This window comes from Pseudomonas imrae (genome assembly GCF_046352735.2).
Lineage (GTDB): Bacteria > Pseudomonadota > Gammaproteobacteria > Pseudomonadales > Pseudomonadaceae > Aquipseudomonas > Aquipseudomonas imrae.
Window position 1 is genome coordinate 3,852,678 of sequence record NZ_CP110853.2, and the last position, 25,609, is coordinate 3,878,286.

Below are 25,609 nucleotides of genomic sequence, written 5' to 3' on the forward strand. Positions count from 1 at the left end.
GTGCCCGTTTTTTTTGCCTGAAAAACAAACCGGTCGTGGCAGTAAAGCAGCTCCCACACCATAACCGTTGTGTTTCAGAGACGTGATATCCGGTGACCGCGCTCAAACACCAGAGCTTGAGCGCTTTCCAGGACTTACCTGCGACGTGGCCGGCGCTGCTCGTCATCGGTGCGGATAGGCACCGGTTGCAGCGGAGGCTCGATCAAGCCCAATGCGACACCGAGGTCATGCAGCCAGTTTTGCAGTTTCTCTTTCATGGTTGCCCCCTTTGAGGGTAGTGCTGAGCGGCTGGAATTCTGTGGCCGCTTCCTACAGATAATAGTACTAAGTCCCACGAAATGCTTGCTTGAAACCACAACGAACTATTACTGAATTGATCCATTTGCTGACGGACCGGTCAAGCGATCCCACTTACAACATGTGCCGTCGGCGCCTTGCCCTCCTGCTGCAAATCGATCCACGCATTGAGATTAGCCCCAAGCATACCCTTGCGCCACATCAGCCAAGTGGTGGCGTAGGCAAACGGTTCGGCCAACGGATGAGCCGAGACGCCGCCCTTGCCCGGCAGGCTGTCGAGCATCGATTCGGACATCAGTGCCACGCCGGAACCGGCGATGACACAGGCCAGCATCCCTTGGTAGGACTCGATTTCGATGGCCCGACCCATGGCCACACGGTCGTGGGAAAACCAGGCTTCCAGACGTGCCCGATAGGAGCAACTGCGTCGGAACGTGAACACCGAGCGCCCCGCCACATCCTGCGGCCCTCGTACCGGTGGATGGTCGGCCTCGCAGATCAATAGCAATCGCTCTTCGCATAACGGCACACCGTCCAGCGTCGCCAGCGCCAATGGGCCGTCAACCAAGGCAGCATCCAATCGCCCGGAGACCAAGCCTTCGAGCAACTCCCCACTGGGGGCTGATTGCACCTGCAGATTCACCATGGGGTAAGCCTTGTGATAGCGCGCCAACAATTTTGGTAAATGGATGGCCGCAGTGCTGTACATGCTTCCCAACACAAAATCACCGGCGGGTTGCCCGCCCTGTACAGCACCGTGAGCCTCGTCATGCAGGGCCAACAGGCGTGTGCTGTAGTCGAGCAACACTTTGCCGGCGGGTGATAGCTGCAAGCGCTGGCGTTGGCGCAAGAACAACTCGACACCCAATTGCTCTTCCATCTGCTTCAGACGAGTCGAGAGATTTGACGGCACCCGGTGCAAGCGCTCGGCAGCACGAGTGATAGACCCTTCCTCGGCGACCGCCTGGAAGATACGCAGCTGGCTGAACTCCACGACTTTCTCCAAAACAGAACAACTTGATCAGTATTATTCATTTTTACTGAACCAATATCCACCTATAGCCTGCAAGCCATAGCTCCTGCAGGAATTTGCTTATGTCTCCCCTGATTCGTTTATTCGCCTGTTTTATAGCCTTGATGATGGCCATGGGAATTGGCCGCTTCGCCCTCACACCGCAAATGCCTCATTTGATCAGCGAAGGGCAGATCGACTTGACCGATGCCGGCCTGGTCGCGGCAGCCAACTACCTGGGCTACTTCGTCGGAGCGGTGGATTCGATGTTCGCCCGCAGCCACCACCATGTGCGCGGACGGCTGCTCGGCGGATTGTGGTTATGTGTACTGCTGACGCTGGCGTCATTCTGGGCCGACGGGTTCTGGTCGCATCTGTTGTTGCGCTTTGGGACGGGAGTGGCCAGTGCCTGGGCGCTAGTGATGATCACCGGGCTGAGCCAACCGCTGGCGATTGCAGCTGGACGGGCAAAATGGGGGGCGCTGGTTTTTGCCGGACCAGGGCTGGGAATTTTCCTGACAGGCTTGTTGGCACTGGGCTCCAATATGCTGGGCCAGGATTCCAGGACGTTGTGGCTGGTATACGGCGTGGTTGCGTTGACATTGCTGCTGGCGATTCTGCCGTTTCTGCCACGACCACATGTCGACGGGGCCGTGCCGCCAACAGCAAACGCAAGCATTAATGGCAAGATCGTTCATTTGGGTTGGATATATGCCCTCTACGGCATGGGCTACATTATTCCCGCGACCTTCCTGTCGCAAATGGCCAGCTCCCGGTTCCAGGGCGCCTGGCAGGCGGACCTGTTCTGGCCATGCTTTGGCCTGGCGGCGGCGGCAGGGGTATTGCTGGTCAGCCTGCGCGTGCCCAATCCCGAGACAACACATCGCTGGCTGATGGCAACCTTATGGATACAGGCAGCCGGTGTTTTCGCCTGTTTGCTGGGCAATGGCGTTGGGTTGGCGCTGGGCGTACTGCTATGTGGCCTGCCGTTCCTGGCCTGCATGCAACTGGTGATGCAACGTTTACGTGAAGTTGCACCACACGGCACACAACGGAGTACGGGTCTGCTGACCGCCTGTTTTGCCGCAGGCCAACTCAGTGGCCCGTTGTTGGCATCCTTGAGCAGCCATTTCAGCGGCAACTTGCAACCGGCGCTGATAGTGGCGGGCAGCGGGCTGTTGTTGGCAGGTGCATTACTGCTGCGTCCCAAACACGCCGATGGTCGCGGGCAAAAACTGCGTCAGCCAGCAACACGATAGCCCCGCAGAAAGAACCGCAGACAGTCCAAGTCAGCTAAGTTCTATGCGGTCAGCGTGAATAACGATCTGCCCTTGCTTGTAAAGCGCACCAATGGCCTTCTTGAAGTTGCCCTTGCTGACGCCAAACAGGTTGCTGATCAGCGCCGGGTCGCTTTTGTCGCTGACCGGTAAAGTGCCGTTGTTGTCACGCAACTTGGCGAGGATCTTCGAGTTCAGGCTGGATGCAGCCTGCTCACCTACCGGTTGCAGGCTCAGGCTGATGTTGCCGTCAGCACGAATCTCTTTGATATAGCCCTTTTCTTCTTTACCTGGGCGCAAGAACTTGAACACTTCGTTCTTGTGGATCAGCCCCCAATGCTTGTTATTAATGATGGCCTTGAAACCCATGTCCGTGGCTTCGGCCACCAGCAAATCGACTTCCTGGCCCACGGTGTAGTTGGCCGGGGTCTTGTCCAGGTAACGGTCCAGGCGCGCGGTGGCGGTGATGCGCTTGGTGTGTTTATCGAGGTAGACGTGTACCACGCAATACTCACCGGCAGTCAGTTGGCGCTTTTCCTCGGAGTACGGCAGCAACAGATCCTTGGGCAACCCCCAATCCAGGAACACGCCGATACTGTTGACTTCAACGACTTTCAGGCTGGCAAACTCACCGACCTGCACTTTCGGCTTTTCAGTGGTCGCGATAAGTTTGTCATCGCTGTCCAGATAAATAAAAACGTTAAGCCAGTCTTCATCTTCACTGGGAATATCTTTGGGAATATAACGGTTGGGCAAGAGGATCTCTCCATCTTGCGCACCATCAAGGTACAAACCAAAGTTAGTGTGTTTGACCACTTGCAAACTGTTGTAGCGCCCGACTAAAGCCATTTCCAATACCCTCATTGCGTGGGCGACATTCTACCCGAGTTGACGGCGGCGGTCCCCTGTCCAGGCATGCGGCACTGAAAAATCATGGGGTGGCCAGGCCTTTTCGTGAAAACCACCCGCTCGTCAGTTTGCACAGGTGGGTCCAGGTTATCGGACGCTGCTATTTTCATCGGTGGGTTTCGAGTTAAAACAGCGACTTAGGCAGATTATTTCAAATATCAAGTCAGGCTTGTTTTAAGGGCACGGCTTATTTTCAGGGGATATTTACCGAGCAATTGTCAAGTATTTCATGTATGATTCCTGGCCAAGTTAATTCTCTACAGGTTAGTGGCCGCCATGCGCGTAAAAGCATCCAATAGCAAAGCAAAGCCAGCTCCCGCCGTTGAAACCAGCGAATCGATCAACAGCCAAATTGCTGCATTCCTGAAGTCCGGCGGCGAAATCCAGCAAATTGCCAAGGGTGTGAGTGGCCAGACATTCGGCCCTTCCAAGCAGATCACCCTGGGTAAAAAGTAAGCTCAGAGTACAGCGTGCGCACAACACCTGGTCCCCAAGCGCTTTGCCTTCCAAAGCGCTAGGACTGGACCCGCAACCCCCTCTTGAATTCCCTCACTGCGCATCAATCGACGAACGGGCATCACCTCCTGACTTTCGTCGGTATGCTTGCACACGTCTAGAACGGGCATTTACCCGCATATCTCGTTAATGCTCCTCGCTTTTAATGGAGTGAAGCGTGCTAAAAACCTGCACTCTCCTGGTCAGCGCCTTGCTCGCCAGCCCATTCGTCCAAGCTCAGGTTTTCCAGCGTGAATTGGGTGACTTCGACTTGAAGTTAGGCACCACCCCCAGCCGCAGCATGGCCCAGGGTTTGGTACAACCCACCTCTCCTGGCAGCAATTCATTCCACGGCGGTCTCGACCTATCCCATGCCAGCGGCCTGTACTTTGGCCAATTCTCGCCCAGCATGGGGATCTCACCCACCCATAAACTTGAAGTCGACTCCTACCTGGGCTTCAAGCGCCCCTTTGACCAATCATTGGGCTATGAGCTGGGAATGATCCACTACAGCTACCCCAAACTGAGCCCACTCGACAGCCAGGCGCTCTATGGCGGCCTGACCCTGCTGGGCAACCGCTTTGGCGTGTCGCTGGGCAATGACCCGGATCGCCAGGAGAGCACCCTGTTCGCCGACCTGGGAGGTACCCAACCCTTTGGCGTCGGTGTCAGCATGAAATACACCACCCATCAACTGGGCAGCCCGGTATCGGTGGAAGATGGCTCCATACGCAGCTTCAGCGATTGGTCTGTGAAGCTCTCCCGGCCCTGGCGGGGAATCGACCTGGACTTGATCTACAGCGACTCCAGCCTCAGCGGCAGCGAATGCTCAGCCTACTCCGGACACAATTCGCAATGCGACGGCCTGTTGACCTTGAAAGCCGAGCGGTCGTTTTATTGACGGGCTGAACTGTCACACCCCTGGCGAGTTCAGATGAACCATTCACGTCTGCGCAAGGACTCGCCCATGCTGCGTCGGTTAAAACTCCTGGTGGTCTTGCTGACCCTGAGCATCGCGCTCGCCGGCTGTAACCGCGTCGGCCTGGCCTACCGCAACCTTGATGTGATCATCCCCTGGTCCCTCGACGATTACCTGGACATGAACGCCGGGCAAAAGAGCTGGTTCAACGATAGGCTCAAGAATCACCTGGCCTGGCATTGCACTACCCAATTACCATCCTACCTGGGCTGGCTTGACCGACTGCAACTGATGGTCACCACCAATCAGGTAACTGACGCTGCGCTGCAATCTCGCGCCACCGAAGCCAAGCAGGCTGTCGCCGAAGTCGCCCGTGAAGTCACCCCGTCGGCCATCGAGTTGTTGCGTGGCCTGGACGATCAGCAGGTGCAGGAAATGAGCGAGGCGCTAGCCAAGGACCTGCGCAAACGTCAGGACGAATACTTGGCCCCACCGTTGGAACAGCAGATCAAGAAACGTGCCGAGCGTATGACCAAACGCCTGCAGGCTTGGCTGGGCCCGTTAAGTCCCAGCCAGCAAAGCCGCGTCACAGCCTGGTCACGCGTCCTGGGTCCACAGAATCACCAATGGATCGGCAATCGCGCTCATTGGCAGTCGCAATTCATCTATGCGGTGGAGCAGCGCTCCAGCGGAGATTTCCCGCAAAGGATCGAGCAACTGTTGGTGGAGCGCGAAAGCCTGTGGACTGCCGACTATCGCAACGCCTACGCCCATACCGAAGCGGCAGCCCGCAGCTTGATTGTCGATCTGATGAAAGAAAGCACCCCACAACAACGGTTGATGTTGACGCAAAAGATCGAAAGCGTGCGCAATGACTTCAAGGCATTAAAATGCCTGAAAGCCGCCCAGCAGTAGCCCGGAAACGCCTCGCACTTACGACAAAGACCAACCGATCACGCAATGGCCGCCTTTGATGCCACTTCACTGAAGATCACCGGGTCCAGCGCATCCGGCTGCTCATCCAGCACCTGACGCGGGTGATCATTGCCGGGGATGGAGCTGTCAATCAGCGCCAGCAACTGCGCACCGAGGCCGGTAAGGATGAAGTTTTCGCCATTGCCACCCTCTTCCTCAGGCCGGGACTCGATAAACCCGCGCTTGAACAACAGTGCCTCATAATCGGCAGCGGTCTTTTTCAACGTATCCAGATTGCCGGTCGGCTCGTCGGCCGCGGCCCTGTCAGCCGCTTCCTGCTCGGCATATCTACGCGGGGCAAAGCTGCCCTCGCCGTTCTGCACTTCGTGCAAAAGACGCTCGATCAAATCCCAGTCGTAGGTCGTCATCTTGATTCCTCCTGCTGTCACGCCGATAAGTTGCCCTTCAAACGTTGTGACATGCAGAGGCCGTGGCCGTTCAGCCGGGTGGACGAGCGTGACCACACTGAACTTTCCGGTGACTTGCACCCTCAACCGGGTAACACCGCCACGGAGGTCCGAACAATGAAAACCCTAATGCAACTAGTGGTCGCCGCTTCCCTGCTCAGCGCCTTACCTGCGTGGGCCTGCACCCCGGAAGAGGCCACGACCAAACGCGAAGAACTCGCCAAGGAAGTGACCAGGCTCACCGAGCAGAATCCATCCAAGGCCAAGGAAATGAACGAAGAATTGCAAAAGATGGACCTGGACACCGAAAGCGCGAAATTTCCCGACAAATGCCAACTGATCGATGCGCGGCTGAAAGAGTTGAAGGAAGCCGCCGTCAAAGCAAAAAACTGAAGTCGTAAAAAAACCGGACAATGTCCGGTTTTTTATGTTTTCAGGTATTACTCGGCAGCCGGAGTTTCTGGCTTGCGACGCTTGAGCGGCGCCATGCCGTCCTTGCTGACCAGCGACAGGTTGTCGGTCTTCGGTCGGTTGGCGATCTTGCGTTTGGTCGGCGACTTGGCGCCGGTTTTTTTCTTGTCGCCCTTGGCGTCGACCTTTTTCTTCTTCACGCCAACGGCCTTGCCCGACGCCTTGACCTTTTTCGGCCCGCCGTAGGTACCTTTGACTTCCTTGATGGTGCGGCGCTCGAAAGACTGCTTCAAGTAGCGCTCGATGCTCGACATCAGGTTCCAGTCGCCATGGCAGATCAGCGAGATGGCCAGGCCATCGTTGCCAGCGCGACCGGTACGCCCGATGCGGTGAACATATTCGTCGCCGCTGCGAGGCATATCGAAATTGATCACCATGTCCAGGCCATCTACATCGAGGCCGCGGGCGGCGACGTCGGTGGCTACCAGAATCTTGACACCGCCCTGTTTCAGGCGGTCGATGGCCAGTTTACGGTCCTTCTGGTCTTTCTCACCGTGCAAGACAAATGCCTTGTACTCCTGCGCCACCAGGCGGCCGTAGATACGGTCGGCCATGGCTCGGGTATTGGTGAAGACGATAGCCTTCTGGTAGGTCTCGTTGGCCAGCAACCAGTTGAGGATCTGCTCTTTGTGCACATTGTGGTCGGCAGTGACGATCTGCTGACGGGTGGTCGCATTCAGATCGCTGACGTTGTTGACCTGCAAATGCTCAGGGTTGTTCAGGATCTTGGCGACCATATCGCGCAAGGTCGAACCACCAGTGGTGGCAGAGAACAGCATGGTCTGCTGGCGGTTGACGCACTCTTCGACCAAGCGCTGCACGTCATCGGCAAAGCCCATGTCCAGCATACGGTCGGCTTCGTCGAGCACCAGTACTTCGACTTCCTTGAGATCGAGGTTACCGGCATTCAGTTGTTCGATCATCCGGCCCGGCGTGCCGATCAGGATATCGGGCACCTTGCGCAGCATGGCAGCCTGGACCTTGAAGTCTTCGCCGCCAGTGATCAGGCCGGCCTTGATAAAGGTGAATTGGGAAAAACGCTCCACTTCCTTCAGGGTCTGTTGTGCCAGCTCACGGGTTGGCAGCAGGATCAGGGTCTTGATGCTGACACGGACCTTTGCCGGGCCGATCAGGCGATGAAGGATCGGCAGGACGAAGGCGGCGGTCTTGCCGCTCCCGGTTTGAGCCGTCACCCGCAGGTCACGCCCTTCGAGCGCGAGCGGGATGGCCGCTGCTTGCACAGGCGTGGGCTCGACAAATTTAAGCTCGGCCACGGCTTTGAGCAGGCGTTCGTGCAGGGCGAATTGGGAAAACACGGGTGCTACCTCGAAGAAATACTAAAAATCAGCTGCATAGGGTAACGGTTTCGGGCGCCGAGGCCGAGTTTCTTTACGCGAACATGGCCAATCAGATGGATTTTTGTGAGGTAATTTGTCTACAACCACAACTTTACGGCGCTTCAATGCTCTAATCGCCCCGTCATGTCTTACTGAGGAATCGCGTTAAACCATGGATATCAAACAGCTCTGGCTCAACGTCCAGGACCTCTGGGGCGCCCTGGACCAACATCCGCTGCTGCATTCGAGCTTGGCGCTGATAGTGTTGCTGGTCGTGGCCCTGATCGTTGGACGGGTAGCACGCTATCTCATTCTGCATGCCGTCAAATTGCTTGGCCGCCAGCCCTCTCTGCACTGGCTCAATGACCTGCGGCACAATAAAGTCTTTCACCGCCTTGCGCAGATGACGCCGTCCCTGGTGGTTCAATTCGGTCTGCACCTGGTACCGGAATTGAGCAAGACCAGCGCGCTGTTCATCGGCAACGTTGCCCTGGCATTCACCATTCTGTTCCAGGTATTGGCCTTGAGCGCCCTGCTCAATGCGTTGCTGGATATCTACGCTCGCACCGAACATGCCCGCACTCGCTCGATCAAAGGCTACGTGCAGTTGGCCAAGATGGTGTTGTTCGTATTTGGCGCCATCATTATCGTCGCCACCCTGATCGATCGCTCGCCTTTGCTGCTGCTGTCTGGCCTGGGTGCCATGTCGGCGGTGATCCTGCTGGTCTACAAGGACACCCTGCTGTCATTTGTCGCCAGCGTGCAACTGACCAGCAACGACATGCTGCGTGTGGGCGACTGGATAGAAATGCCTCAAGTTGGAGCCGATGGCGATGTGGTAGACATCACATTGCATACGGTCAAGGTGCAGAACTTCGACAAGACCATCGTCTCGATCCCTACCTGGCGCTTGATGTCCGAGTCTTTCAAGAACTGGCGCGGCATGCAGGCCTCGGGTGGCCGACGGATCAAACGCAGCCTGTTTATCGATGCTGCCGGGGTGCGTTTCCTGCACGATGACGAAGAAGTCCGCATGACCCAGGTTCACCTGCTGACCGATTACATCAGCCGCAAGCAGGCGGAGCTCAAAGCCTGGAACGAAGCCCAGGGTCACAGCGCGCAGTTATCGGCCAACCGCCGACGCATGACCAACCTGGGGACCTTCCGCGCTTACGCCCTGGCTTATCTGAAGAGCCATCCGGACATCCAGCCGAACATGACCTGCATGGTTCGCCAGATGCAGACCACCTCCCAAGGAGTGCCGCTGGAAATCTACTGCTTTACCCGCACAACGGCCTGGGCCGATTACGAGCGGATCCAGGGGGATATATTCGACTATCTGCTGGCGGTGCTGCCGGAGTTTGGCTTGAGCCTGTATCAGCAGCCGAGCGGCAATGATCTGCGGGCAGGGGTTCTGCCGGCGGTGTTGGGGGCCAGTCATTTTCCGGTGCAGGAGAAGGCTGCGCTCTGAGGCTTTTGGGGGGGCCTCAGGCTGGATGGGTGCCAGATCGGGCACCCATCAAGACACAGCCGCAACAGGAGACCTCGCCCCCAACCGGCTGATCCACACCGCTGCCACAATCACCGCCCCACCCAGAAACAATCGGCCCAACGGCTCATGCTGGTTCCAGATCAGCAAGTTAAGCAACAACCCTACCGGCACGTGCAGATTGTTCATCACCGCCAAGGTGCCGCCACTGACCAGGCACGCGCCCTTGTTCCACCAATACAAGCCCAAGGCAGTGCTGACCAGGCCGAGAAACACCAGGACGCCCCATTGTAGGGGCGCTTCAGGCAGGAAATCAGCCTTGCCAAACACCAGGAACGCCGGCAACACCACCGCCAACGCCCCAAGATAAAAGTAACCAAACCGCCGATAGTGCGGCAAATCACTGGGATGGCGCGCCACCAGGCGCCGGTAAAGCACTTGCCCGGCCGCATAAGTGAAGTTGGCCAATTGCAGCAGCAAAAAACCCATGAAGAAATCCGGATTGACCTGATCCAGACGAATCACCGCCGCCCCGGCGACCGCCACCAGTGCAGCCACCAGCGCCCAAGGGTTGAAGCGCCGATTCAAGGCGTCTTCAATCAAGGTCACATGCAGCGGCGTCAGGATGGTGAACAGCAGCACCTCCGGCACCGTCAACACTCGAAAACTCAGGTATAGACACACGTAAGTCACGCCAAATTGCAGCGCACCTATCAACAGCATGCCGCGCATGAACGCAGGCTCGACCGAGCGCCAGCGAGTCAACGGGATAAATACCAACCCGGCCAACAGCACTCGCACCAGCACGGCGAAATAACTGTCGACGTGTCCGGCGAGGTATTCGCCAATCAAACTGAAGGAAAACGCCTGAATCAGGGTGACAACCAGTAAATAGCCCATGTTCGCCTCATCGTGAATGGGCGCGACCATAGCGTTTTTCGATCAGGGACGAAACTCAAGGCAAAAAAAACCCGACCTCGCTAATGCGTCAGTCGGGCGGGAGCACTCAGGAGCAACGAGCGCAAAGGGAGGTTCGCTACACGCACTTGAAGGGTTGCGTGGGGCCATACAAACATCGGGCGATTATCTGGCGATTAACCCATCAGGCGACTTGTGCCAACAGCGCCTTGGCATGATTCAGGCCCTTTTCCTGAAAATCACCGCCCAGGTTCACCCCTTCGGCATGGATGAAAGTAACGTCATGAATGCCGACAAACCCCATGACCTGGCGCAGGTACGGTTCCTGGTGATCGCTACTGGCACCGGTGTGGATGCCACCGCGAGCGGTGAGCACGTAAGCACGTTTGCCAGTGAGCAGCCCCTGAGGGCCGGTTGCGGTGTACTTGAAAGTCACGCCGGCACGCAGCACATGGTCGAGCCAGGCCTTGAGGGTGCTGGGGATCGAAAAATTGTACATGGGGGCGGCCATGACCAACACATCGGCGGCCAACAGTTCATCAGTCAACTCGTTGGAACGGTCCAGGGAGGCCTGTTCATGCTCGCTGCGCTGTTCGACCGGTTTCATCCAGCCACCCAACAAGTTGGCGTCCAAATGCGGAACCGGGTTGACGGCCAGGTCGCGCACCGTGATCTGGTCGCCGGGATGAACTGCTCGCCATTGGCTGATGAACTGTTGAGTCAACTGGCGAGAAATCGAATCCTGTTGGCGGGCGCTGCTTTCGATGATCAGTACGTTGGACATGGCTATGTAGGCTCCATCGGAAATTGCTGTAGTCGATGAAACAGAGATTAAACATAGCCATTTCGATAAAAAAGCGTAAAAAACTGCTATAAACCATCTATAAAGTTGTTTATAAGCAGTACATCGCTGTTAGGTATCAACGACCTGGGGCTTACTTGGGTTCGCAGGTGAGCTTGATGCGCATTTTGATAATGGCGCGACTGAACTTGACCGTCGTGTTGGTACTTTTCCCGGCAGGCACCATCACCTTGCGCACCCGCGCCGGTTCAGGACCATTGGTGAACGCTACCTTGCATGAGGCGTCATTGGTGCCGTAATTGCTTAGCTGAATTGAACTGATATCGCTGTCAACGTCAGAAGCGATGTAATCAATGCTCACGCCCTTGATCGATTTCGATACGTCGATCGGATAGGCAAACGCACCCAGCGGCAGCAGTGCCAGCAACACACAACAGAATTTTCTCATTCGGCAGTCTCCAATAAGGAACGCCAGCTTAGGACAAGAGGAGCTCATCTTGAAAGCGCCCCGCGTTACCCTCGATCAATGGCGCACGCTGCAAGCCGTGGTCGACCATGGTGGCTTCGCCCAGGCGGCTGAAGTGCTGCACCGTTCGCAGTCCTCCGTGAGTTATACGGTAGCTCGCATGCAAGACCAACTGGGCGTTCCGTTGTTACGCATCGACGGTCGCAAGGCTGTACTTACCGAGGCCGGCGAAGTCCTCCTGCGCCGCTCACGACAACTGGTGAAAAACGCCAGCCAGCTGGAAGACTTGGCCCACCATATGGAGCAGGGGTGGGAGGCCGAAGTGCGGCTGGTGGTCGATGCCGCCTATCCCAATGCCCGCCTGGTCCGCGCCTTGACCGCCTTTATGCCGCAGAGCCGCGGATGCCGCGTGCGCCTGCGTGAAGAGGTGCTCTCCGGCGTCGAAGAATTGCTGATTGAAGGTGTGGCCGACCTGGCGATCAGTGGTTTCAGCATTCCCGGTTATCTGGGCACGGAAATGAGCGATGTGGAATTCATTGCAGTGGCCCATCCCGAGCACGCGCTGCACCGGCTCAACCGCGAGCTGAGCTTCCAGGACCTGGAAAGCCAGATGCAAGTGGTGATCCGTGACTCCGGCCGCCAGCAACCGCGAGACGTCGGCTGGCTGGGCGCGGAACAACGCTGGACCGTCGGCAGCCTGGCTACCGCTGCCACGTTCGTCGCCAGTGGCCTGGGTTTTGCCTGGCTGCCCAAGCACCTGATCGAGCGCGAGCTCAGAGAAGGCGTGCTCAAGCAGCTACCCTTGGAGCAAGGTGGCAGCCGCCATCCGACGTTCTACCTGTACTCGAACAAAGACAAACCCCTGGGACCCGCGACGCAGATTCTCATCGAACTGCTGCGCACCTTTGACACCGCACCGCTGGACGCCCCTTTTGCCGCACCGCGACAGGCCTGACACGGAGCCCATCGATAGCCTATTTAGCTGGCGCAGAAAGAAATCTATGTAAAACTGCTGCCCAACGCGCGACTGGCGGTCATCGAAGATTCCCGCCAGGCCACGTCCTTGGATCAACCCGAAGTCTTTCACGCCACCCTGCTCGCCGCGTCCAGACCGTCGAGACCACCATCCAGGATCATTGACCCATGTTGAAAAAAATCGCCGTTTTTGCCGGTTCCGCTCTGTTCGCTGCCAACCTGATGGCGGCCGAACCCGCCAAGGCGCCCCACGTATTGATCTCCACCACCAACGGTGACATCGAAATTGTACTGGACCCGGTCAAGGCGCCGATCAGTACCAAGAACTTTCTCGCCTATGTCGATAAAGGTTTCTACACCAACACCATTTTTCACCGTGTGATCCCGGGTTTCATGGTCCAGGGCGGCGGGTTTACCCAGCAAATGTCGCAAAAGCCCACCGAAGCGCCGATCAAGAACGAAGCCAGCAACGGCCTGCATAACGTACGCGGCACTCTGTCGATGGCGCGTACCTCGAACCCGAACTCCGCCACCAGCCAGTTTTTCATCAACGTGGCTGACAATGCTTTCCTAGATCCGGGCCGCGACGCCGGTTACGCCGTATTCGCCAAAGTGGTCAAGGGCATGGATGTGGTCGACATCATCGTCAACTCGCAAACCACCACCAAACAAGGCATGCCAAACGTGCCAATCGATCCCGTCCTGATCAAGTCGGCCAAGCGCATCGATTGAGGTCTAGAGGATGTTGCGCGCGAGCCCACAAGGCTTCGCGCGTATTTGAACAGGAGAGCCCGCACGGCGGGCGTCAGACCCAATGCTCTATCGTCGTTTCGAAAAACTGATCGATATCTTCCGCGACCCTCCCAGCGCGGCCCCTCCCGATAAAGTCTTGCCCTTCTATCTCTATTACCTTCGCCAGGTATGGCCGTGCTTCGCGGCGCTACTGTTAGTGGGCCTGATCGGCGCACTGATCGAGGTTGCGCTGTTCAGTTACCTGAGCCGCATCATCGACTTGGCCCAGGGCACGCCGCCCGCCAACTTCTTCCAACTGCACGCCACCGAGCTGATCTGGATGGCTGTGGTCGCCCTGCTGCTGCGCCCGATATTTGGCGCCCTGCACGATCTGCTGGTGCACCAGACCATCAGCCCCGGCATGACCAGCCTGATCCGCTGGCAGAACCACAGTTACGTGCTCAAGCAGAGCCTGAACTTCTTCCAGAACGATTTCGCCGGGCGCATTGCCCAGCGCATCATGCAAACCGGTAACTCACTGCGCGACTCCGCAGTAGCGGCAGTCGACGCCCTATGGCATGTAGCGATCTACGCTATCAGTTCCCTGGTGCTGTTCGCCGAAGCCGACTGGCGGCTGATGATTCCGCTGATCAGCTGGATCATCTGCTACAGCCTTGCGCTGCGCTACTTCGTGCCACGGGTCAAGGAGCGTTCGGTGGTTTCCTCGGAGGCGCGCTCCAAGCTGATGGGGCGGATTGTCGATGGCTACACCAACATCACTACTTTGAAGTTGTTCGCACATACCCGCTCCGAACAGAACTACGCCCGCGAAGCCATCGTCGAACAGACCGAGAAAACCCAACTGGCCAGCCGCGTGGTCACCAGCATGGACGTGGTCATCACCGCCATGAACGGCCTGTTGATCGTCACCACGACGGGCCTGGCCCTGTGGCTGTGGACCCATTCGTTGATCTCGGTCGGCGCCATTGCCCTGGCCACCGGCCTGGTGATTCGGATCGTCAACATGTCCGGCTGGATCATGTGGGTGGTCAACGGCATATTTGAAAATATCGGCATCGTCCAGGATGGCCTGAAAACCATCGCCCAGCCCCTGGCGGTGATCGACTGCGAGAATGCCCCGCGCTTGACCGTACCCCGTGGCGAAGTGCGCTTCGAACAGGTGGACTTTCACTACGGCAAAAGCAGCGGGATCATCGGTGGCCTGAATCTTTTGATCAAGCCAGGGGAAAAAATCGGCCTGATCGGTCCTTCCGGCGCCGGCAAATCGACTTTGGTCAATCTGCTGCTGCGCCTCTATGACCTGCAAGGCGGGCACATCCTGATCGACGGCCAGAACATCGCCGAAGTGGCCCAGGAAAGCCTGCGCGAGCGAATCGGCATGATCACCCAGGACACTTCATTGCTGCACCGCTCGATCCGCGACAACTTGTTGTATGGCAAACCGGACGCCACCGATGAGCAACTCTGGGAAGCCATACACAAGGCCCGCGCAGACGAGTTCATCCCACTGCTTTCCGATGCCGAGGGCCGTACCGGCCTGGATGCCCACGTGGGCGAGCGCGGGGTGAAGCTATCCGGCGGCCAGCGCCAGCGCATCGCAATCGCCCGCGTGTTGCTCAAGGACGCGCCGATCCTGATCATGGACGAGGCCACCTCGGCCCTGGACTCGGAAGTGGAAGCAGCAATCCAGGAAAGCCTGGAAACCCTGATGCAAGGCAAGACGGTAATCGCCATCGCCCACAGGCTGTCCACGATTGCGCGAATGGACAGGTTGGTGGTGCTGGAAAAGGGACGGATCGCCGAGAGCGGCAACCATGCAGAACTGCTGGCCCACCGCGGGCTGTACGCTCGTCTGTGGCAGCACCAGACGGGAGGTTTTGTCGGCATCGACTGAAACATCTCTCTCCAAACACCGCCAATTCCGAACAATTCTGACAGTTTTTCTCTATCGCACTGGTCTTGCACCACAATTCTGCTGTACTGCAATCAGGGTCCAGGAGGGCCCTGACATCAGACTGCAGGGAAGCATCACCAACCAGTTAATCGATAGAGCAATCTATTAAGGACCTGTTCATGTCTCTGTTCAAACGTTCCGTTACCGAAGGCTTAGGTACGTTTTGGCTGGTGCTGGGTGGCTGCGGGAGTGCGGTTCTGGCCGCAGCGTTCCCCGATGTCGGAATTGGTCTGCTAGGGGTTTCCCTGGCATTTGGACTGACGGTGCTGACCATGGCGTTTGCCATCGGCCACATCAGCGGCTGCCACCTCAACCCGGCAGTATCCGTGGGGCTGGTGGTGGGCGGGAGGTTTCCGGCCAAGGAATTGCCAGCGTACATCGTGGCGCAAGTGATCGGCGGCGTAGTGGCCGCGGCATTGCTGTACTTCATCGCCAGCGGCAAGCCGGGCTTCGAACTGGCCTCCGGGCTCGCATCCAATGGCTATGGCGAACATTCGCCAGGTGGCTATTCCATGGCGGCCGGGTTCGTCACTGAGCTCGTGATGACGGCAATGTTCATACTGATCATCCTTGGCGCCACCGACCGTCGTGCGCCGGCCGGCCTGGCACCGCTTGCCATTGGCCTGGGGCTGACCCTGATCCACCTGATCTCCATCCCTGTCACCAATACCTCGGTCAACCCGGCTCGCAGCACGGGGCCTGCGCTGATTGTCGGCGGTTGGGCAATCCAGCAGTTGTGGCTGTTCTGGCTCGCACCGATCCTTGGCGCAGTGATTGGCGGTATCACCTATCGTTGGCTGGGCAAGGAAGAAACGGCCTAGGTCAACCGTACTCAGCCCTGTCGATATGGCAGGGCTGAGCGCGCCTCCTCGGCATACGCCAGGATTCCCACACGCTCGCGCTCCAGGAAGTCCGCCACAGCTGCTTTCAGTCCCGGATGGCGCAAGTAATGCCAGGAGCGGGTAATCACCGGCTCAAACCCGCGAATCAGCTTGTGCTCGCCCTGGGCGCCAGCATCGAAGCGTTGCAGGCCGTGCTCGATGGCATAGTCCATGCCTTGGTAGAAACAGGTCTCGAAATGCAGCCGATCGAACTCGGCAAGGCAACCCCAGTAACGTCCATAGACACTATCACCGCCCACCAGACTGAAGGCCATCGCCACTGGGCGCGAGCCCTGCTTGGCCAGCACCACGCGGATGGCGTGCGGCATACGCTCAGCCAACAAACTGAAAAATGCCCGGGTCAGATACGGCGTCTGTCGACGTACCGCGTAGGTGTTGGCGTAACAGGCGTAGACAAAATCCCACTGCGCTTCACTTAGCTCATGCCCTTGCAGCCACTGGAATTCGATCCCCTGCCCCGCCACTTGCTCGCGCTCCTTGCGCATCTGCTTGCGCTTGCGTGAACTAAGGGCATCGAGAAAGTCCTGAAAATCCCGGTAACCGCGATTTTGCCAATGAAACTGACAACCCAGGCGCTGCAGCCACCCCGATTGTTGAGCCAGCGCCTCGTCGGCCAAGGTGTCAGTGAAGTTGATATGGGCACTGGATAAACCTTCGATCTCCAGGTAACCGGGAAGACTCTGGAGCAACTCGAAGCCGTCCGTTGCACTGGCTGCCAGCAACCGGGACCCACTGACCGGGCTAAAGGGGACAGCCGTCAGCAGCTTCGGATAGTAATCAATGCCGGCGCGCGCACAAGCATCTGCCCAGCCATGGTCGAATACATACTCGCCATAGGAGTGCCATTTACGATAACTGGGCAACGCGGCGATCAATCGACCTTCTTCGTAATGCAGCAAGTGCTCAGGCTGCCAGCCAGACTGCGGGCCGAGACTGCCACTGTCTTCCAGGGCGCTGAGAAAACCATGACGTAGAAACGGCTGATCCTCGGCAACCAAGGCGTTCCACTTTTCAGGCGCAATCTCGGACAGACTATTCAAGCGTTGTAACGGCATCCCAATCCCCGACAGTTAACGCGTGTTCGCGATGGTCGTTCTCGATAAGGAGGTCATTCTGACAGAACCCGTCGCGCTCGGGTTTCTCGCGACCCGAGTCGCTGCATATTCAAAAAAAAACCCCGCCAATTGGCGGGGCAAACAAACGAGGAGCGCTTTAACGGATGAAGAAAGAGCGCGGTGACACTCTGTTACGCCTTGCTTAGAACACGTACTGCACACGACCTACGACAGCATCACCGCTGTCATCGCCATTGGTGTTGGTGATCTTGTCGGTGCTGACCTTGATGTAGTTCAGGGAGAGCTTGACCGCTTCATTGGCGTACCAGTTCACGCCCAAGGTATTTACGTTGGCCTTGGCATCACCGGTTTCGCGGGTAGCGCTGTTGGTTACGATGTTCTTGTCGTCAACCTTGATGTTGTCGTAACGGTAGAACAGTTCCCACGCACCGTATTGCTTGTTCTCGGGCTTGATGGCGTCGAACTTGCCGCCGTCGAGTTTGTAGGCACGCGATTCGCCAGTCAGGGTGTACGCCACTTGGCCGTAGAAACCGCTGGTCTTCACGTCCTGATAGGCGTTGCTGTCGGCTTTCATCTTACGGCTCAGCGCTTCAGCCTGTACGGACAAAGGACCGCTGGCGAAGGCAAATTCACCACCGAACACCGTGTCGGTATCGTAGGCACCTACCGCTGTCAGGTTGCTGGCGTTCAGGCCCACACCGCCGCCGAACGTCGCTCGGTTGCCGTTGGAACCGGCATCGTTACCGCCGCCGGTGGCCACACCGCGAACGCCAAGACGAGGACGAATCCGCGAGTCAAAGGCTGCGTCGCTCAAGTCACGAGCCGCGACGTTCAAGCCGAAGTGCAGAACGTTGCCGCCCTTGTTCATCGGTGCCAACACGACACGGCCGTTGAATTGCTTCACGCCCTTGCCGTCTTCGTCGTTGATGTCCTTGGAGGCAAGGCTCGCGGAGCCGTAGAACATTTCAGCCGCAGTCCCGCTGACTTGGATACCCAAGCCGTTTTCATGACCATTGACCCAGTCGGCTACTTCATAGGCCGCGTTACGCTCCATGCCTGTGACCCATTTGGAGCTGGTGGCTTTTTCCAGGCCGAAATCCGGGTCAAAACGACCGACGCGGATAGTCACCGGCTTGAAGCCCACGTAAGACATGGACGCTTCGTCGAAATAACCGTCGTCGGAGTTACCGGCGTTGTGGGAGAAGTCGTAGCTGAGCTGGTATTTGAAATCTTTGTAGACGGTGCCACCCAGTTCCAGGAAAGCGCGACGCATGTAAGCGGCGTCGGCCGAGTCACCGTTCTTGGTGTAGAAACCGTCAAACGAGCCGTAATCGGCCTGCAAGCGACCGCCCAGCTTGAAGCTGAAGTTCTGGTCGGTAGTAGCAACCTCAAGGCCGCCCTTGGTTTTGACTACGATATCGGCGCCGTCAGTAGTGACAGTACCAGCGAAAGCCTGGGCGGTAACGGCCAGGGCCAGGGCGCTGGCCGCGAAACCGGCGAAGTGCTTACGGATCATCGAAGAATTCCCCTAATTGGTGGTCTTTTACTTTGGAAAACACACGGGTTCTGGCCCGCTGGTGTTGGGAGGGGATCTTGGCGAGGGGATATTTCAGCCAAGTTGCTGGAACATAAATATTTTATTACAGGGGAACTTTCTTACAACCAGGTGGAATAAGCGCAACGCCACGGCCAGCCTGCGTTTCACCGGAAAAAGTGCGGAAAATGGCAGCCCCGCAAATGTGAAAAAAACCTGAAAAAAAACAGAGAATTCTGCATCGGCAGGATTTAAGGACGAAAAAAAGCCCGCATCCGAAATCGTCGCAGGCTGGGGACAACCTCGGGGAGGCCCGTCGGAGTTTCAGCCGTTACGGGTATGCTCGGCAGCCAGCCGCTGGGCCAGCGCATCGATATCCGTCACCGGCTGCTCGGGCAGGACGCGAAGCGTAGCCTGCATCAGGCGCATCTGGCGGATGAAGCGCCGGCAATTGGGGCAGAACATCAAGTGATGGCGCATCAACAGACGCTCACGAAAGGTCAACTGCCCATCGAGATAATCGCTGGATCGCGCTACTTGCTCTCTACATGTCAACATTCGCCGGTTTCCTCGAAATGCTCCACTGTGGCGAAGACTTTAAGCCTGGCTCGGTGCAACAGCACACGAACATTGGAGAGCGATATCTCCAGAAGATTACAGATCTCCTCCAATTCCAGCCCCTGGCGCTCGCGCAGCAGCAGCACACTGCTTTGCAGTTCAGACAAGCTCAACAGCGTGTGCTCCAGGCATTCGCGCAGTTCGCCTTCGGTCAGCAGCGCCTCTGGTGTGTCTTCATGCCAGGCAAACGGAGCGATCAACCAATGACCGTCAACAGCGGAAAATCGCTCGTCACCGACGGTTCCATGAGGCGACGGCAGGTCGTCGAGCAAGACTTCCCTGCGGTTTTGCTTGTAACGGCCCTTGGCCGCGTTGGCGGTGATGGTCAGCAACCAGGTCTTGAGGCTGGAACGGCCCTCGAACTTCGCCAGGTTGCGCACCACCGAGAGCCACGCATCCTGTACCACTTCATCGACATTCCGTTGGCCCACGATGGCATACGCCACTGCGCGCATGGCGCTCTGGTAGGTAGTGACCAACTCCTTGTAGGCCTGCTGCTCACCCTTGAGCAGGCGTTCAAGCAGGCGCCCATCGTCCGCTGCCGGCATCCAGACCTCTCAGCGTTTACGCAGAATCACGCTGCCAATCGAATAACCGGCACCAAACGAGCTGAGCACGGCTACTGCGCCCTTGGGCAAGTCATCCTGATAGGTATGAAATGCGATGACCGAGCCAGCCGAGCTGGTGTTGGCGTAGGTGTCGAGGATCACCGGAGCCTCTTGCACCTCGGCCTCACGGCCCAGCAGTTTCTTGACGATCAGGTGGTTCATGCTCAGGTTGGCCTGATGCAGCCAGAAGCGCTTAACGTCAGTGACGCTCAGGTGGTTTTCGGTCAAGTGCTGGCCGATCAACTCGGCAACCATCGGGCAGACATCACGGAAGACTTTGCGGCCTTCTTGCACAAACAGCTTGTCTGGCGCACCGACACCCTCTGGGGCCGCACGATTGAGGAAACCAAAGTTGTTGCGGATGTTATTGGAGAATTTGGTCAGCAGCTTGGTGCTGACGATATCGAACTGATGTTCGGACGTGGCCAGGTCGGCCCGCTCAAGAATCACCGCGGTGGCCGCGTCACCGAAGATGAAGTGACTGTCACGGTCGCGAAAGTTCAAGTGACCAGTACAGATCTCCGGGTTGACCATCAGGATCGCCCGGGCCTGGCCCAGTTGAATGCTGTTGCAGGCGTTCTGGATGCCAAATGTGGCCGAGGAGCACGCCACGTTCATATCGAAACCGAAACCCTGGATGCCCAGGGCTTCCTGGACCTCGATGGCGATGGCCGGGTAGGCCCGCTGCAGGTTGGAGCACGCAACAATCACCCCGTCGATATCGGCGGCAGTCTTGCCGGCGCGCTGCAAGGCTTGCTCGGCTGCACCCACCGCCATCTGGCAAAGGATCGACCACTCGTCATTGGAGCGCTCGGGCAAGCGCGGCGTCATGCGCTGCGGATCGAGGATGCCTTCCTTGTCCATGACGAAACGGCTCTTGATGCCCGAAGCTTTTTCGATAAAGGCTGCGCTGGACTCGGTCAACGCCTGAACGTCGCCCTGCTCGATGGCCGTGGCATTGTCGGCATTGAACTGTTGAACGTAAGCATTGAAAGACTGCACCAGCTCTTCGTTGGAGATGCTGTTGGCCGGGGTGTACAGGCCAGTGCCGCTGATGACGACGTTATGCACGGTCGTTCCTCTAGATCTGTTCAGGCAGAAGGTATTGGCACTGTCGTACCAAACCGCAAATTGCTTGAGTTCGCGCCGCGAACATCAAGCGGGAAACGCTTCATTCCAGCGCGTCGAGGCTGATACAGCCAATCTAGACGTTCCAGGCAGTTATAGCCGCGAAGTTTGCCATAAACCGGGGGGTTTGGCGCCATTTGCGAATGAGCGTCACCCCGCCGACCAGGGTCAGGCGTCCACCTGGCTCCACTGTTTGCCCAGGCGCTTGTCGGAAATCGGCACCTTGGTACCCAACTGTTGGGCAAACAACGAAACCCGATATTCCTCCAGCCACCAGCGGTACAACTCCAGTTGCGGATCGCGCTTGCCCTCTTGGGCATGCTTGTTCAGACGCGCCTGGTACTGGCTCCACAGGCCGCTCAACTCGGTGCTCCAGACACGATCCTTCTGCACCTGCCCCGGCAGCTTTTCCAGGCGCAGTTCGATAGCCTTGAGGAAACGCGGCAGCTCCTTGAGCCACTGCGCCGGAGTCTGGCGCACGAAACCTGGGTACACCAGGTTGCTCAACTGTTGCTTGATATCATTCAAGGCCACGGCCTGGGCCAGGTCGATCTTGCCTTTGAAGCGCTTTTGCAAGCCGTGCCACAGCTTCAGCACATCAAGAGTCAAGCGCGCGAGGCGCTCGGCATGTTCCGTCCAACCGCCGCGTTTGCGCTCGGCCAACGCCGCCAGGCCCGAACCGTCACGCGGCAGGTTCGTCTCGCCGTCCAGTATGCAACTGTCGAGGCTGGCCAGCAGAATGTCTTCCACCAGCGCATCAATGCGGCCCAACTCGCGATACATCAGCCCCAACTCTGTCAGGCCGGGTAACTTGCCGCGCAAAAATTTTGCCGGCTCGGCCAGTTGCTGCATCAACAGACGCTGCAACGCACGACGATGCTGGAACTCAGCCTCGGCGGCCGTAGAGAAACGCCCCTCCTTGACCGTGCCGTTGTCTTCTACAAGCGCCGGGTAAACCGTCATCGACAGCCCGGCAATATTCTGTTGAGTCTTCTCGGCCACCGCCGCGAATACCTTGGCCTCTACCGGCTGCTGGCTTTTGGCAGTCTGCGGCACAGCCAGCGCGGCTTGGCTGGCCTCTACGAAACGTGCGGTCAATTGCGCCAGGTCGCGGCCTTCGCCGAGGAACTTGCCCTGGGCGTCGACCACTTCAAGATTCATCTTCAGGTGGTTTTCCACCTGTTGTGCGGCTTCGGCCCAGGCCTCGTCGCTGACCCGCGCACCAGTCATGCGCAACAGCTCACGCCCCAGTGCCTGGGGCAGCGAGCCCTGGGCAAAGTCGATGCGCTGCAGCGCGGCCTTGACGAAGTCCGGCACCGGCACGAAGTTCTTGCGCAGCGCCTTGGGCAGGTGACGCACCAGGGCGATGCACTTGGCTTCGATCAACCCCGGCACCAGCCATTCCAGGCGTTCGGCTGGCAAGGCTGGCAACAGTGGCGCAGGCACACGTACGGTTACACCGTCACGGGGATGATTGGGTTCAAAGTGATAACTCAAGGACAGCACCAGGTCGCCCAGATGCAAGGTGTCCGGATAATGGGCAGCGGTGACCTCACTGGCTTCACGGGCCAGCACGTCTTCCTCGCGCATGATCAACAGTTGGGGGTTTTTCTGGCTGTTGACCTTGTACCAACTGTCGAAGGTGGCGCTCTGGTGAATCTCCGCCGGCAGACGTGCGTCGTAGAACGCATACAGGGTTTCTTCGTCCGCCAGGATGTCACGGCGACGGGCCTTGGCTTCCAGTTCGTCGAGTTGCTCCAACAGTTGTTTGTTCGCCGCCAGGCACTTGGCCCGGGACTGGATCTCACCACGCACCAGGCCTTCGCGGATAAACAACTCACGGGATACCACCGGATCAACAGGGCCGTAATGCACCGGCCGACGCCCCACCACAATCAGCCCGAACAGCGTTATCTGCTCAAAGGCCACTACCTGGCCGCGCTTCTTCTCCCAATGCGGCTCGAAGTGGTTTTTCTTGATCAGGTGACCGGCCAGCGGTTCGATCCAGTCGGCGTCAATCTTGGCCACCATCCGCGCATACAGTTTGGTGGTTTCCACCAGTTCGGCGGTCATCAACCATTGCGGGCGCTTCTTGCCGATCCCCGACGAAGGGTGGATCCAGAAACGTCGTTGACGGGCGCCCAGGTAGTCGCCGTCCTCGGTCTTCTGGCCAATCTGGCTCAGCAGGCCGGACAGCACCGCCTTATGCAGCTTCGGGAAATCGGCGGGCTCTTTGTTGACGGTCAACTGCATGTCGCGACAGATCAGGCTCAATTGGCGATGGGAATCGCGCCACTCACGCAAGCGCAGGTAGTTCAGGAAGTTCTTGCGACACCAGTTACGCAGCGGGCTGGCGGTCAGCGCCTGGCGCTGCTCCTCAAAACCACGCCACAGATTAACCAGCCCGGCGAAGTCCGAGTCCGGGTCTTTCCATTGCGCGTGGGCCTGATCGGCGGCTTGCTGGCGTTCCGGCGGACGCTCGCGCGGGTCCTGGATCGACATCGCACTGGCGACGATCAACACCTCCTGCAAGCTGCCGAGCTTCGCCGCTTCCAGCAGCATCCGCCCCATGCGCGGGTCCACCGGCAAACGTGCCAGTTGGCGGCCCAGCGGGGTCAGTTGGCTGTTGCGATCTACCGCCGACAACTCTTGCAGCAGATTGAAACCATCGCTGATAGCCTTGCCATCCGGTGGTTCGATAAACGGGAAGTCGGTGATTTCGCCCAGTCGCAGGTGCAACATCTGCAAGATCACGGCCGCGAGGTTGGTACGCAGGATTTCCGGGTCGGTAAATTCCGGGCGCCCGATAAAATCCTCTTCGCTGTACAACCGCACGCAAATGCCCGGTTCAACCCGACCGCAGCGGCCTTTGCGCTGGTTGGCACTGGCCTGGGACACGGCTTCGACAGGCAGGCGCTGGACCTTGGCGCGATAGCTGTAACGGCTGATGCGCGCCGTCCCGCTGTCAATGACATAACGAATGCCCGGCACCGTCAGCGACGTTTCCGCCACGTTGGTCGCCAGCACCACGCGACGCCCTGGATGCGACTGGAAAATGCGCTGCTGCTCGGCCGGCGACAGGCGCGCATACAGCGGCAGGATTTCGGTGTGTTTGAGCTGGGCCTTGCGCAGCATATCGGCGGCGTCGCGAATCTCACGCTCGCCCGGCAGAAACACCAGCACATCGCCGGGGCTCTTGCGCTCGCTGCGTTCGAACGCGGCGATTTCGTCAAGGGTCGCCAGGATCGCCTGGTCCACCGTCAGGTCGTCCTCGACACGGTTGCCCTCCTCGTCCTGCTCAAGGGCCAGCGGGCGGTACCAGGTTTCCACCGGGAACGTACGACCGGAAACCTCGACAATCGGCGCATCGTTGAAATGCTTGGAAAAACGCTCCAAGTCGATAGTGGCCGAGGTGATGATGACCTTCAGGTCGGGACGACGCGGCAGCAGGGTTTTGAGGTAGCCCAGCAGAAAGTCGATGTTCAGGCTGCGCTCGTGGGCTTCGTCAACGATGATCGTGTCGTAGCGTTCGAGGTAGCGATCATTCTGGGTTTCCGCGAGCAGGATGCCATCGGTCATCAGTTTGATCAGGGTATTGGAATCGCTCTGGTCCTCGAATCGCACCTGATAGCCCACCAACGCCCCCAGCGGCGTGGCCAACTCTTCAGCAACCCGGCTCGCCACACTGCGGGCGGCGATCCGTCGGGGCTGGGTATGGCCGATCAACCCATATTGGCCGCGACCGATTTCCAGGCAGATTTTTGGCAGTTGTGTGGTCTTACCCGAGCCGGTTTCGCCGGCGATGATCAATACCTGATGCTTGAGCAGCGCTGCTTTGATTTCGTCGCGCTTGGCGGCAATGGGCAAGCTGTCGTCATAGCGAACCTGCGGAACGCTCTCACGCCGCGCCGTGACCTGGGCGCACGACGCCTGCATGCGCGCCACCCACTGGGCGAGCTTGTCCTCGTCGGGTTTCTTGCGCAGCTCAAGCAATTGCCGACGCAAGCGATGACGGTCGGCAAGCATGGCGTGGTCGAGATTCTTCAGCAGTTGGTCGATAGCAGGCGCTTGGTCGGTCATCAGGTACGCAAAGGTCTTCTTGTGGGGGCAGGTGAACCTGCGAGGCAGGTGTCGGCAAAATCGAGGGCTGGATTGTCGCAGATTTCAACGCGTGACGACGAGTCTACAAGTGCGCAACCGTCGCTAGCCCGGCCCGCGGCCTTCAATAGAAGCTCTGTCCTACGCTTTCCGGAAGAGAATGGTGGGCCACATTCAGAACAGTCCTTC

24 protein-coding genes and 1 pseudogene are annotated in these 25,609 nt (G+C 58.2%); 11 read left to right on the forward strand and 14 right to left on the reverse strand.

The genetic code is table 11. The features are described 5' to 3' along the window. Positions 1-134 precede the first annotated feature (134 nt). Both OQ460_RS17425 and ptrR read right to left on the reverse strand, forming a co-directional pair. Positions 135-257 carry a PA1414 family protein gene (locus OQ460_RS17425; protein ID WP_003210728.1) on the reverse strand — a complete coding sequence of 41 codons (123 nt, stop codon included), beginning with the start codon at positions 255-257 and terminating at the stop codon, positions 135-137. Between the two features lie 140 nt (positions 258-397). Continuing rightward, positions 398-1,291 carry a putrescine utilization regulator PtrR gene (ptrR, locus tag OQ460_RS17430; RefSeq protein WP_410018639.1) on the reverse strand — a complete coding sequence of 298 codons (894 nt, stop codon included), beginning with the start codon at positions 1,289-1,291 and terminating at the stop codon, positions 398-400. 101 nt (positions 1,292-1,392) lie between these two features. Here ptrR and OQ460_RS17435 point away from each other — a divergent pair, with 101 nt between their 5' ends. Further along, entirely contained in the window at positions 1,393-2,568 is a 1,176-nt protein-coding gene (locus tag OQ460_RS17435) for an MFS transporter (RefSeq protein ID WP_410018640.1), read from the forward strand. A 30-nt stretch (positions 2,569-2,598) separates the two neighbouring features. Here the strand turns inward: OQ460_RS17435 and OQ460_RS17440 are convergent, their stop codons facing one another. Beyond that, positions 2,599-3,435, reverse strand: coding sequence for a CvfB family protein (locus OQ460_RS17440; protein ID WP_410018641.1), 837 nt, complete (start codon positions 3,433-3,435; stop codon positions 2,599-2,601). Between the two features lie 336 nt (positions 3,436-3,771). Between OQ460_RS17440 and OQ460_RS17445 the strand changes: the two genes are divergently transcribed. The 3 genes from OQ460_RS17445 to OQ460_RS17455 all read left to right on the forward strand — a co-directional run bounded on the left by OQ460_RS17445 (position 3,772) and on the right by OQ460_RS17455 (position 5,824). Next, a complete protein-coding gene (locus OQ460_RS17445; RefSeq protein ID WP_034146402.1) occupies positions 3,772-3,951 on the forward strand; it encodes a hypothetical protein in 180 nt (59 codons plus the stop codon). A 217-nt stretch (positions 3,952-4,168) separates the two neighbouring features. After that, a complete protein-coding gene (locus tag OQ460_RS17450) occupies positions 4,169-4,891 on the forward strand; it encodes a TorF family putative porin (protein WP_410018642.1) in 723 nt (240 codons plus the stop codon). A gap of 66 nt (positions 4,892-4,957) precedes the next feature. Continuing rightward, positions 4,958-5,824, forward strand: coding sequence for a DUF6279 family lipoprotein (locus tag OQ460_RS17455; protein ID WP_410022043.1), 867 nt, complete (start codon positions 4,958-4,960; stop codon positions 5,822-5,824). A 38-nt stretch (positions 5,825-5,862) separates the two neighbouring features. On the opposite strand, the gene OQ460_RS17460 is transcribed toward OQ460_RS17455, so the two are convergent. Further along, positions 5,863-6,252: a transcriptional regulator gene (locus OQ460_RS17460; protein WP_410018643.1), complete on the reverse strand. Its 390-nt coding sequence runs from the start codon at positions 6,250-6,252 to the stop codon at positions 5,863-5,865. A 156-nt stretch (positions 6,253-6,408) separates the two neighbouring features. On the opposite strand from OQ460_RS17460, the gene OQ460_RS17465 reads away from it, so the two are divergent. Then, positions 6,409-6,684: a hypothetical protein gene (locus tag OQ460_RS17465; protein WP_410018644.1), complete on the forward strand. Its 276-nt coding sequence runs from the start codon at positions 6,409-6,411 to the stop codon at positions 6,682-6,684. Positions 6,685-6,731: 47 nt separating this feature from the next. On the opposite strand, the gene OQ460_RS17470 is transcribed toward OQ460_RS17465, so the two are convergent. Continuing rightward, positions 6,732-8,078, reverse strand: coding sequence for a DEAD/DEAH box helicase (locus OQ460_RS17470; protein ID WP_410018645.1), 1,347 nt, complete (start codon positions 8,076-8,078; stop codon positions 6,732-6,734). 193 nt (positions 8,079-8,271) lie between these two features. Here OQ460_RS17470 and OQ460_RS17475 point away from each other — a divergent pair, with 193 nt between their 5' ends. Continuing rightward, positions 8,272-9,570, forward strand: coding sequence for a mechanosensitive ion channel family protein (locus OQ460_RS17475; protein ID WP_410018646.1), 1,299 nt, complete (start codon positions 8,272-8,274; stop codon positions 9,568-9,570). Between the two features lie 48 nt (positions 9,571-9,618). Here OQ460_RS17475 and OQ460_RS17480 read toward each other — a convergent pair whose 3' ends face one another. The 3 genes from OQ460_RS17480 to OQ460_RS17490 form a co-directional block, all read right to left on the reverse strand. Beyond that, positions 9,619-10,488, reverse strand: a complete 870-nt coding sequence (locus OQ460_RS17480) for a carboxylate/amino acid/amine transporter (RefSeq protein WP_410018647.1) — start codon at positions 10,486-10,488, stop codon at positions 9,619-9,621. Between the two features lie 202 nt (positions 10,489-10,690). Next, complete coding sequence (locus tag OQ460_RS17485) at positions 10,691-11,290, reverse strand: FMN-dependent NADH-azoreductase (protein WP_410018648.1); 600 nt, start codon at positions 11,288-11,290, stop codon at positions 10,691-10,693. A 151-nt stretch (positions 11,291-11,441) separates the two neighbouring features. Then, on the reverse strand, positions 11,442-11,756 hold the full coding sequence (locus OQ460_RS17490; RefSeq protein WP_410018649.1) for a 3-phosphoglycerate kinase: 315 nt from the start codon (positions 11,754-11,756) through the stop codon (positions 11,442-11,444). A gap of 49 nt (positions 11,757-11,805) precedes the next feature. Here OQ460_RS17490 and OQ460_RS17495 point away from each other — a divergent pair, with 49 nt between their 5' ends. The 5 genes and pseudogenes from OQ460_RS17495 (at position 11,806) to aqpZ (ending at position 16,277) form a co-directional block, all read left to right on the forward strand. Beyond that, on the forward strand, positions 11,806-12,729 hold the full coding sequence (locus OQ460_RS17495; RefSeq protein ID WP_410018650.1) for a LysR family transcriptional regulator: 924 nt from the start codon (positions 11,806-11,808) through the stop codon (positions 12,727-12,729). Positions 12,730-12,756: 27 nt separating this feature from the next. After that, a pseudogene (locus tag OQ460_RS17500) lies at positions 12,757-12,914 on the forward strand (alpha/beta hydrolase); the annotation flags it as partial. 3 nt (positions 12,915-12,917) lie between these two features. After that, on the forward strand, positions 12,918-13,481 hold the full coding sequence (locus OQ460_RS17505) for a peptidylprolyl isomerase (protein ID WP_410018651.1): 564 nt from the start codon (positions 12,918-12,920) through the stop codon (positions 13,479-13,481). An 82-nt stretch (positions 13,482-13,563) separates the two neighbouring features. Continuing rightward, entirely contained in the window at positions 13,564-15,396 is a 1,833-nt protein-coding gene (locus OQ460_RS17510; protein ID WP_410018652.1) for an ABC transporter ATP-binding protein, read from the forward strand. 179 nt (positions 15,397-15,575) lie between these two features. Next, positions 15,576-16,277 (forward strand): aquaporin Z, encoded by a 702-nt coding sequence (gene aqpZ / locus OQ460_RS17515; protein ID WP_410018653.1) that lies wholly within the window; start codon positions 15,576-15,578, stop codon positions 16,275-16,277. Positions 16,278-16,288: 11 nt separating this feature from the next. On the opposite strand, the gene OQ460_RS17520 is transcribed toward aqpZ, so the two are convergent. The 6 genes from OQ460_RS17520 to hrpA form a co-directional block, all read right to left on the reverse strand. Further along, the gene (locus OQ460_RS17520; RefSeq protein ID WP_410018654.1) at positions 16,289-17,413 is read right to left on the reverse strand and encodes a GNAT family N-acetyltransferase; all 1,125 of its coding nucleotides are present in this window, start codon (positions 17,411-17,413) and stop codon (positions 16,289-16,291) included. A gap of 202 nt (positions 17,414-17,615) precedes the next feature. Then, positions 17,616-18,950, reverse strand: a complete 1,335-nt coding sequence (locus OQ460_RS17525) for an OprO/OprP family phosphate-selective porin (RefSeq protein WP_410018655.1) — start codon at positions 18,948-18,950, stop codon at positions 17,616-17,618. A gap of 342 nt (positions 18,951-19,292) precedes the next feature. Beyond that, the gene (locus OQ460_RS17530) at positions 19,293-19,526 is read right to left on the reverse strand and encodes an anti-sigma factor family protein (RefSeq protein WP_410018656.1); all 234 of its coding nucleotides are present in this window, start codon (positions 19,524-19,526) and stop codon (positions 19,293-19,295) included. Continuing rightward, positions 19,520-20,134, reverse strand: a complete 615-nt coding sequence (locus OQ460_RS17535) for an RNA polymerase sigma factor (protein WP_410018657.1) — start codon at positions 20,132-20,134, stop codon at positions 19,520-19,522. The genes OQ460_RS17530 and OQ460_RS17535 overlap by 7 nt, the downstream gene beginning before the upstream one ends. 9 nt (positions 20,135-20,143) lie before the next feature. Beyond that, positions 20,144-21,265: a beta-ketoacyl-ACP synthase III gene (locus OQ460_RS17540; protein ID WP_410018658.1), complete on the reverse strand. Its 1,122-nt coding sequence runs from the start codon at positions 21,263-21,265 to the stop codon at positions 20,144-20,146. A gap of 225 nt (positions 21,266-21,490) precedes the next feature. Further along, positions 21,491-25,402, reverse strand: a complete 3,912-nt coding sequence (gene hrpA / locus OQ460_RS17545; RefSeq protein ID WP_410018659.1) for an ATP-dependent RNA helicase HrpA — start codon at positions 25,400-25,402, stop codon at positions 21,491-21,493. Positions 25,403-25,609: the final 207 nt, after the last annotated feature.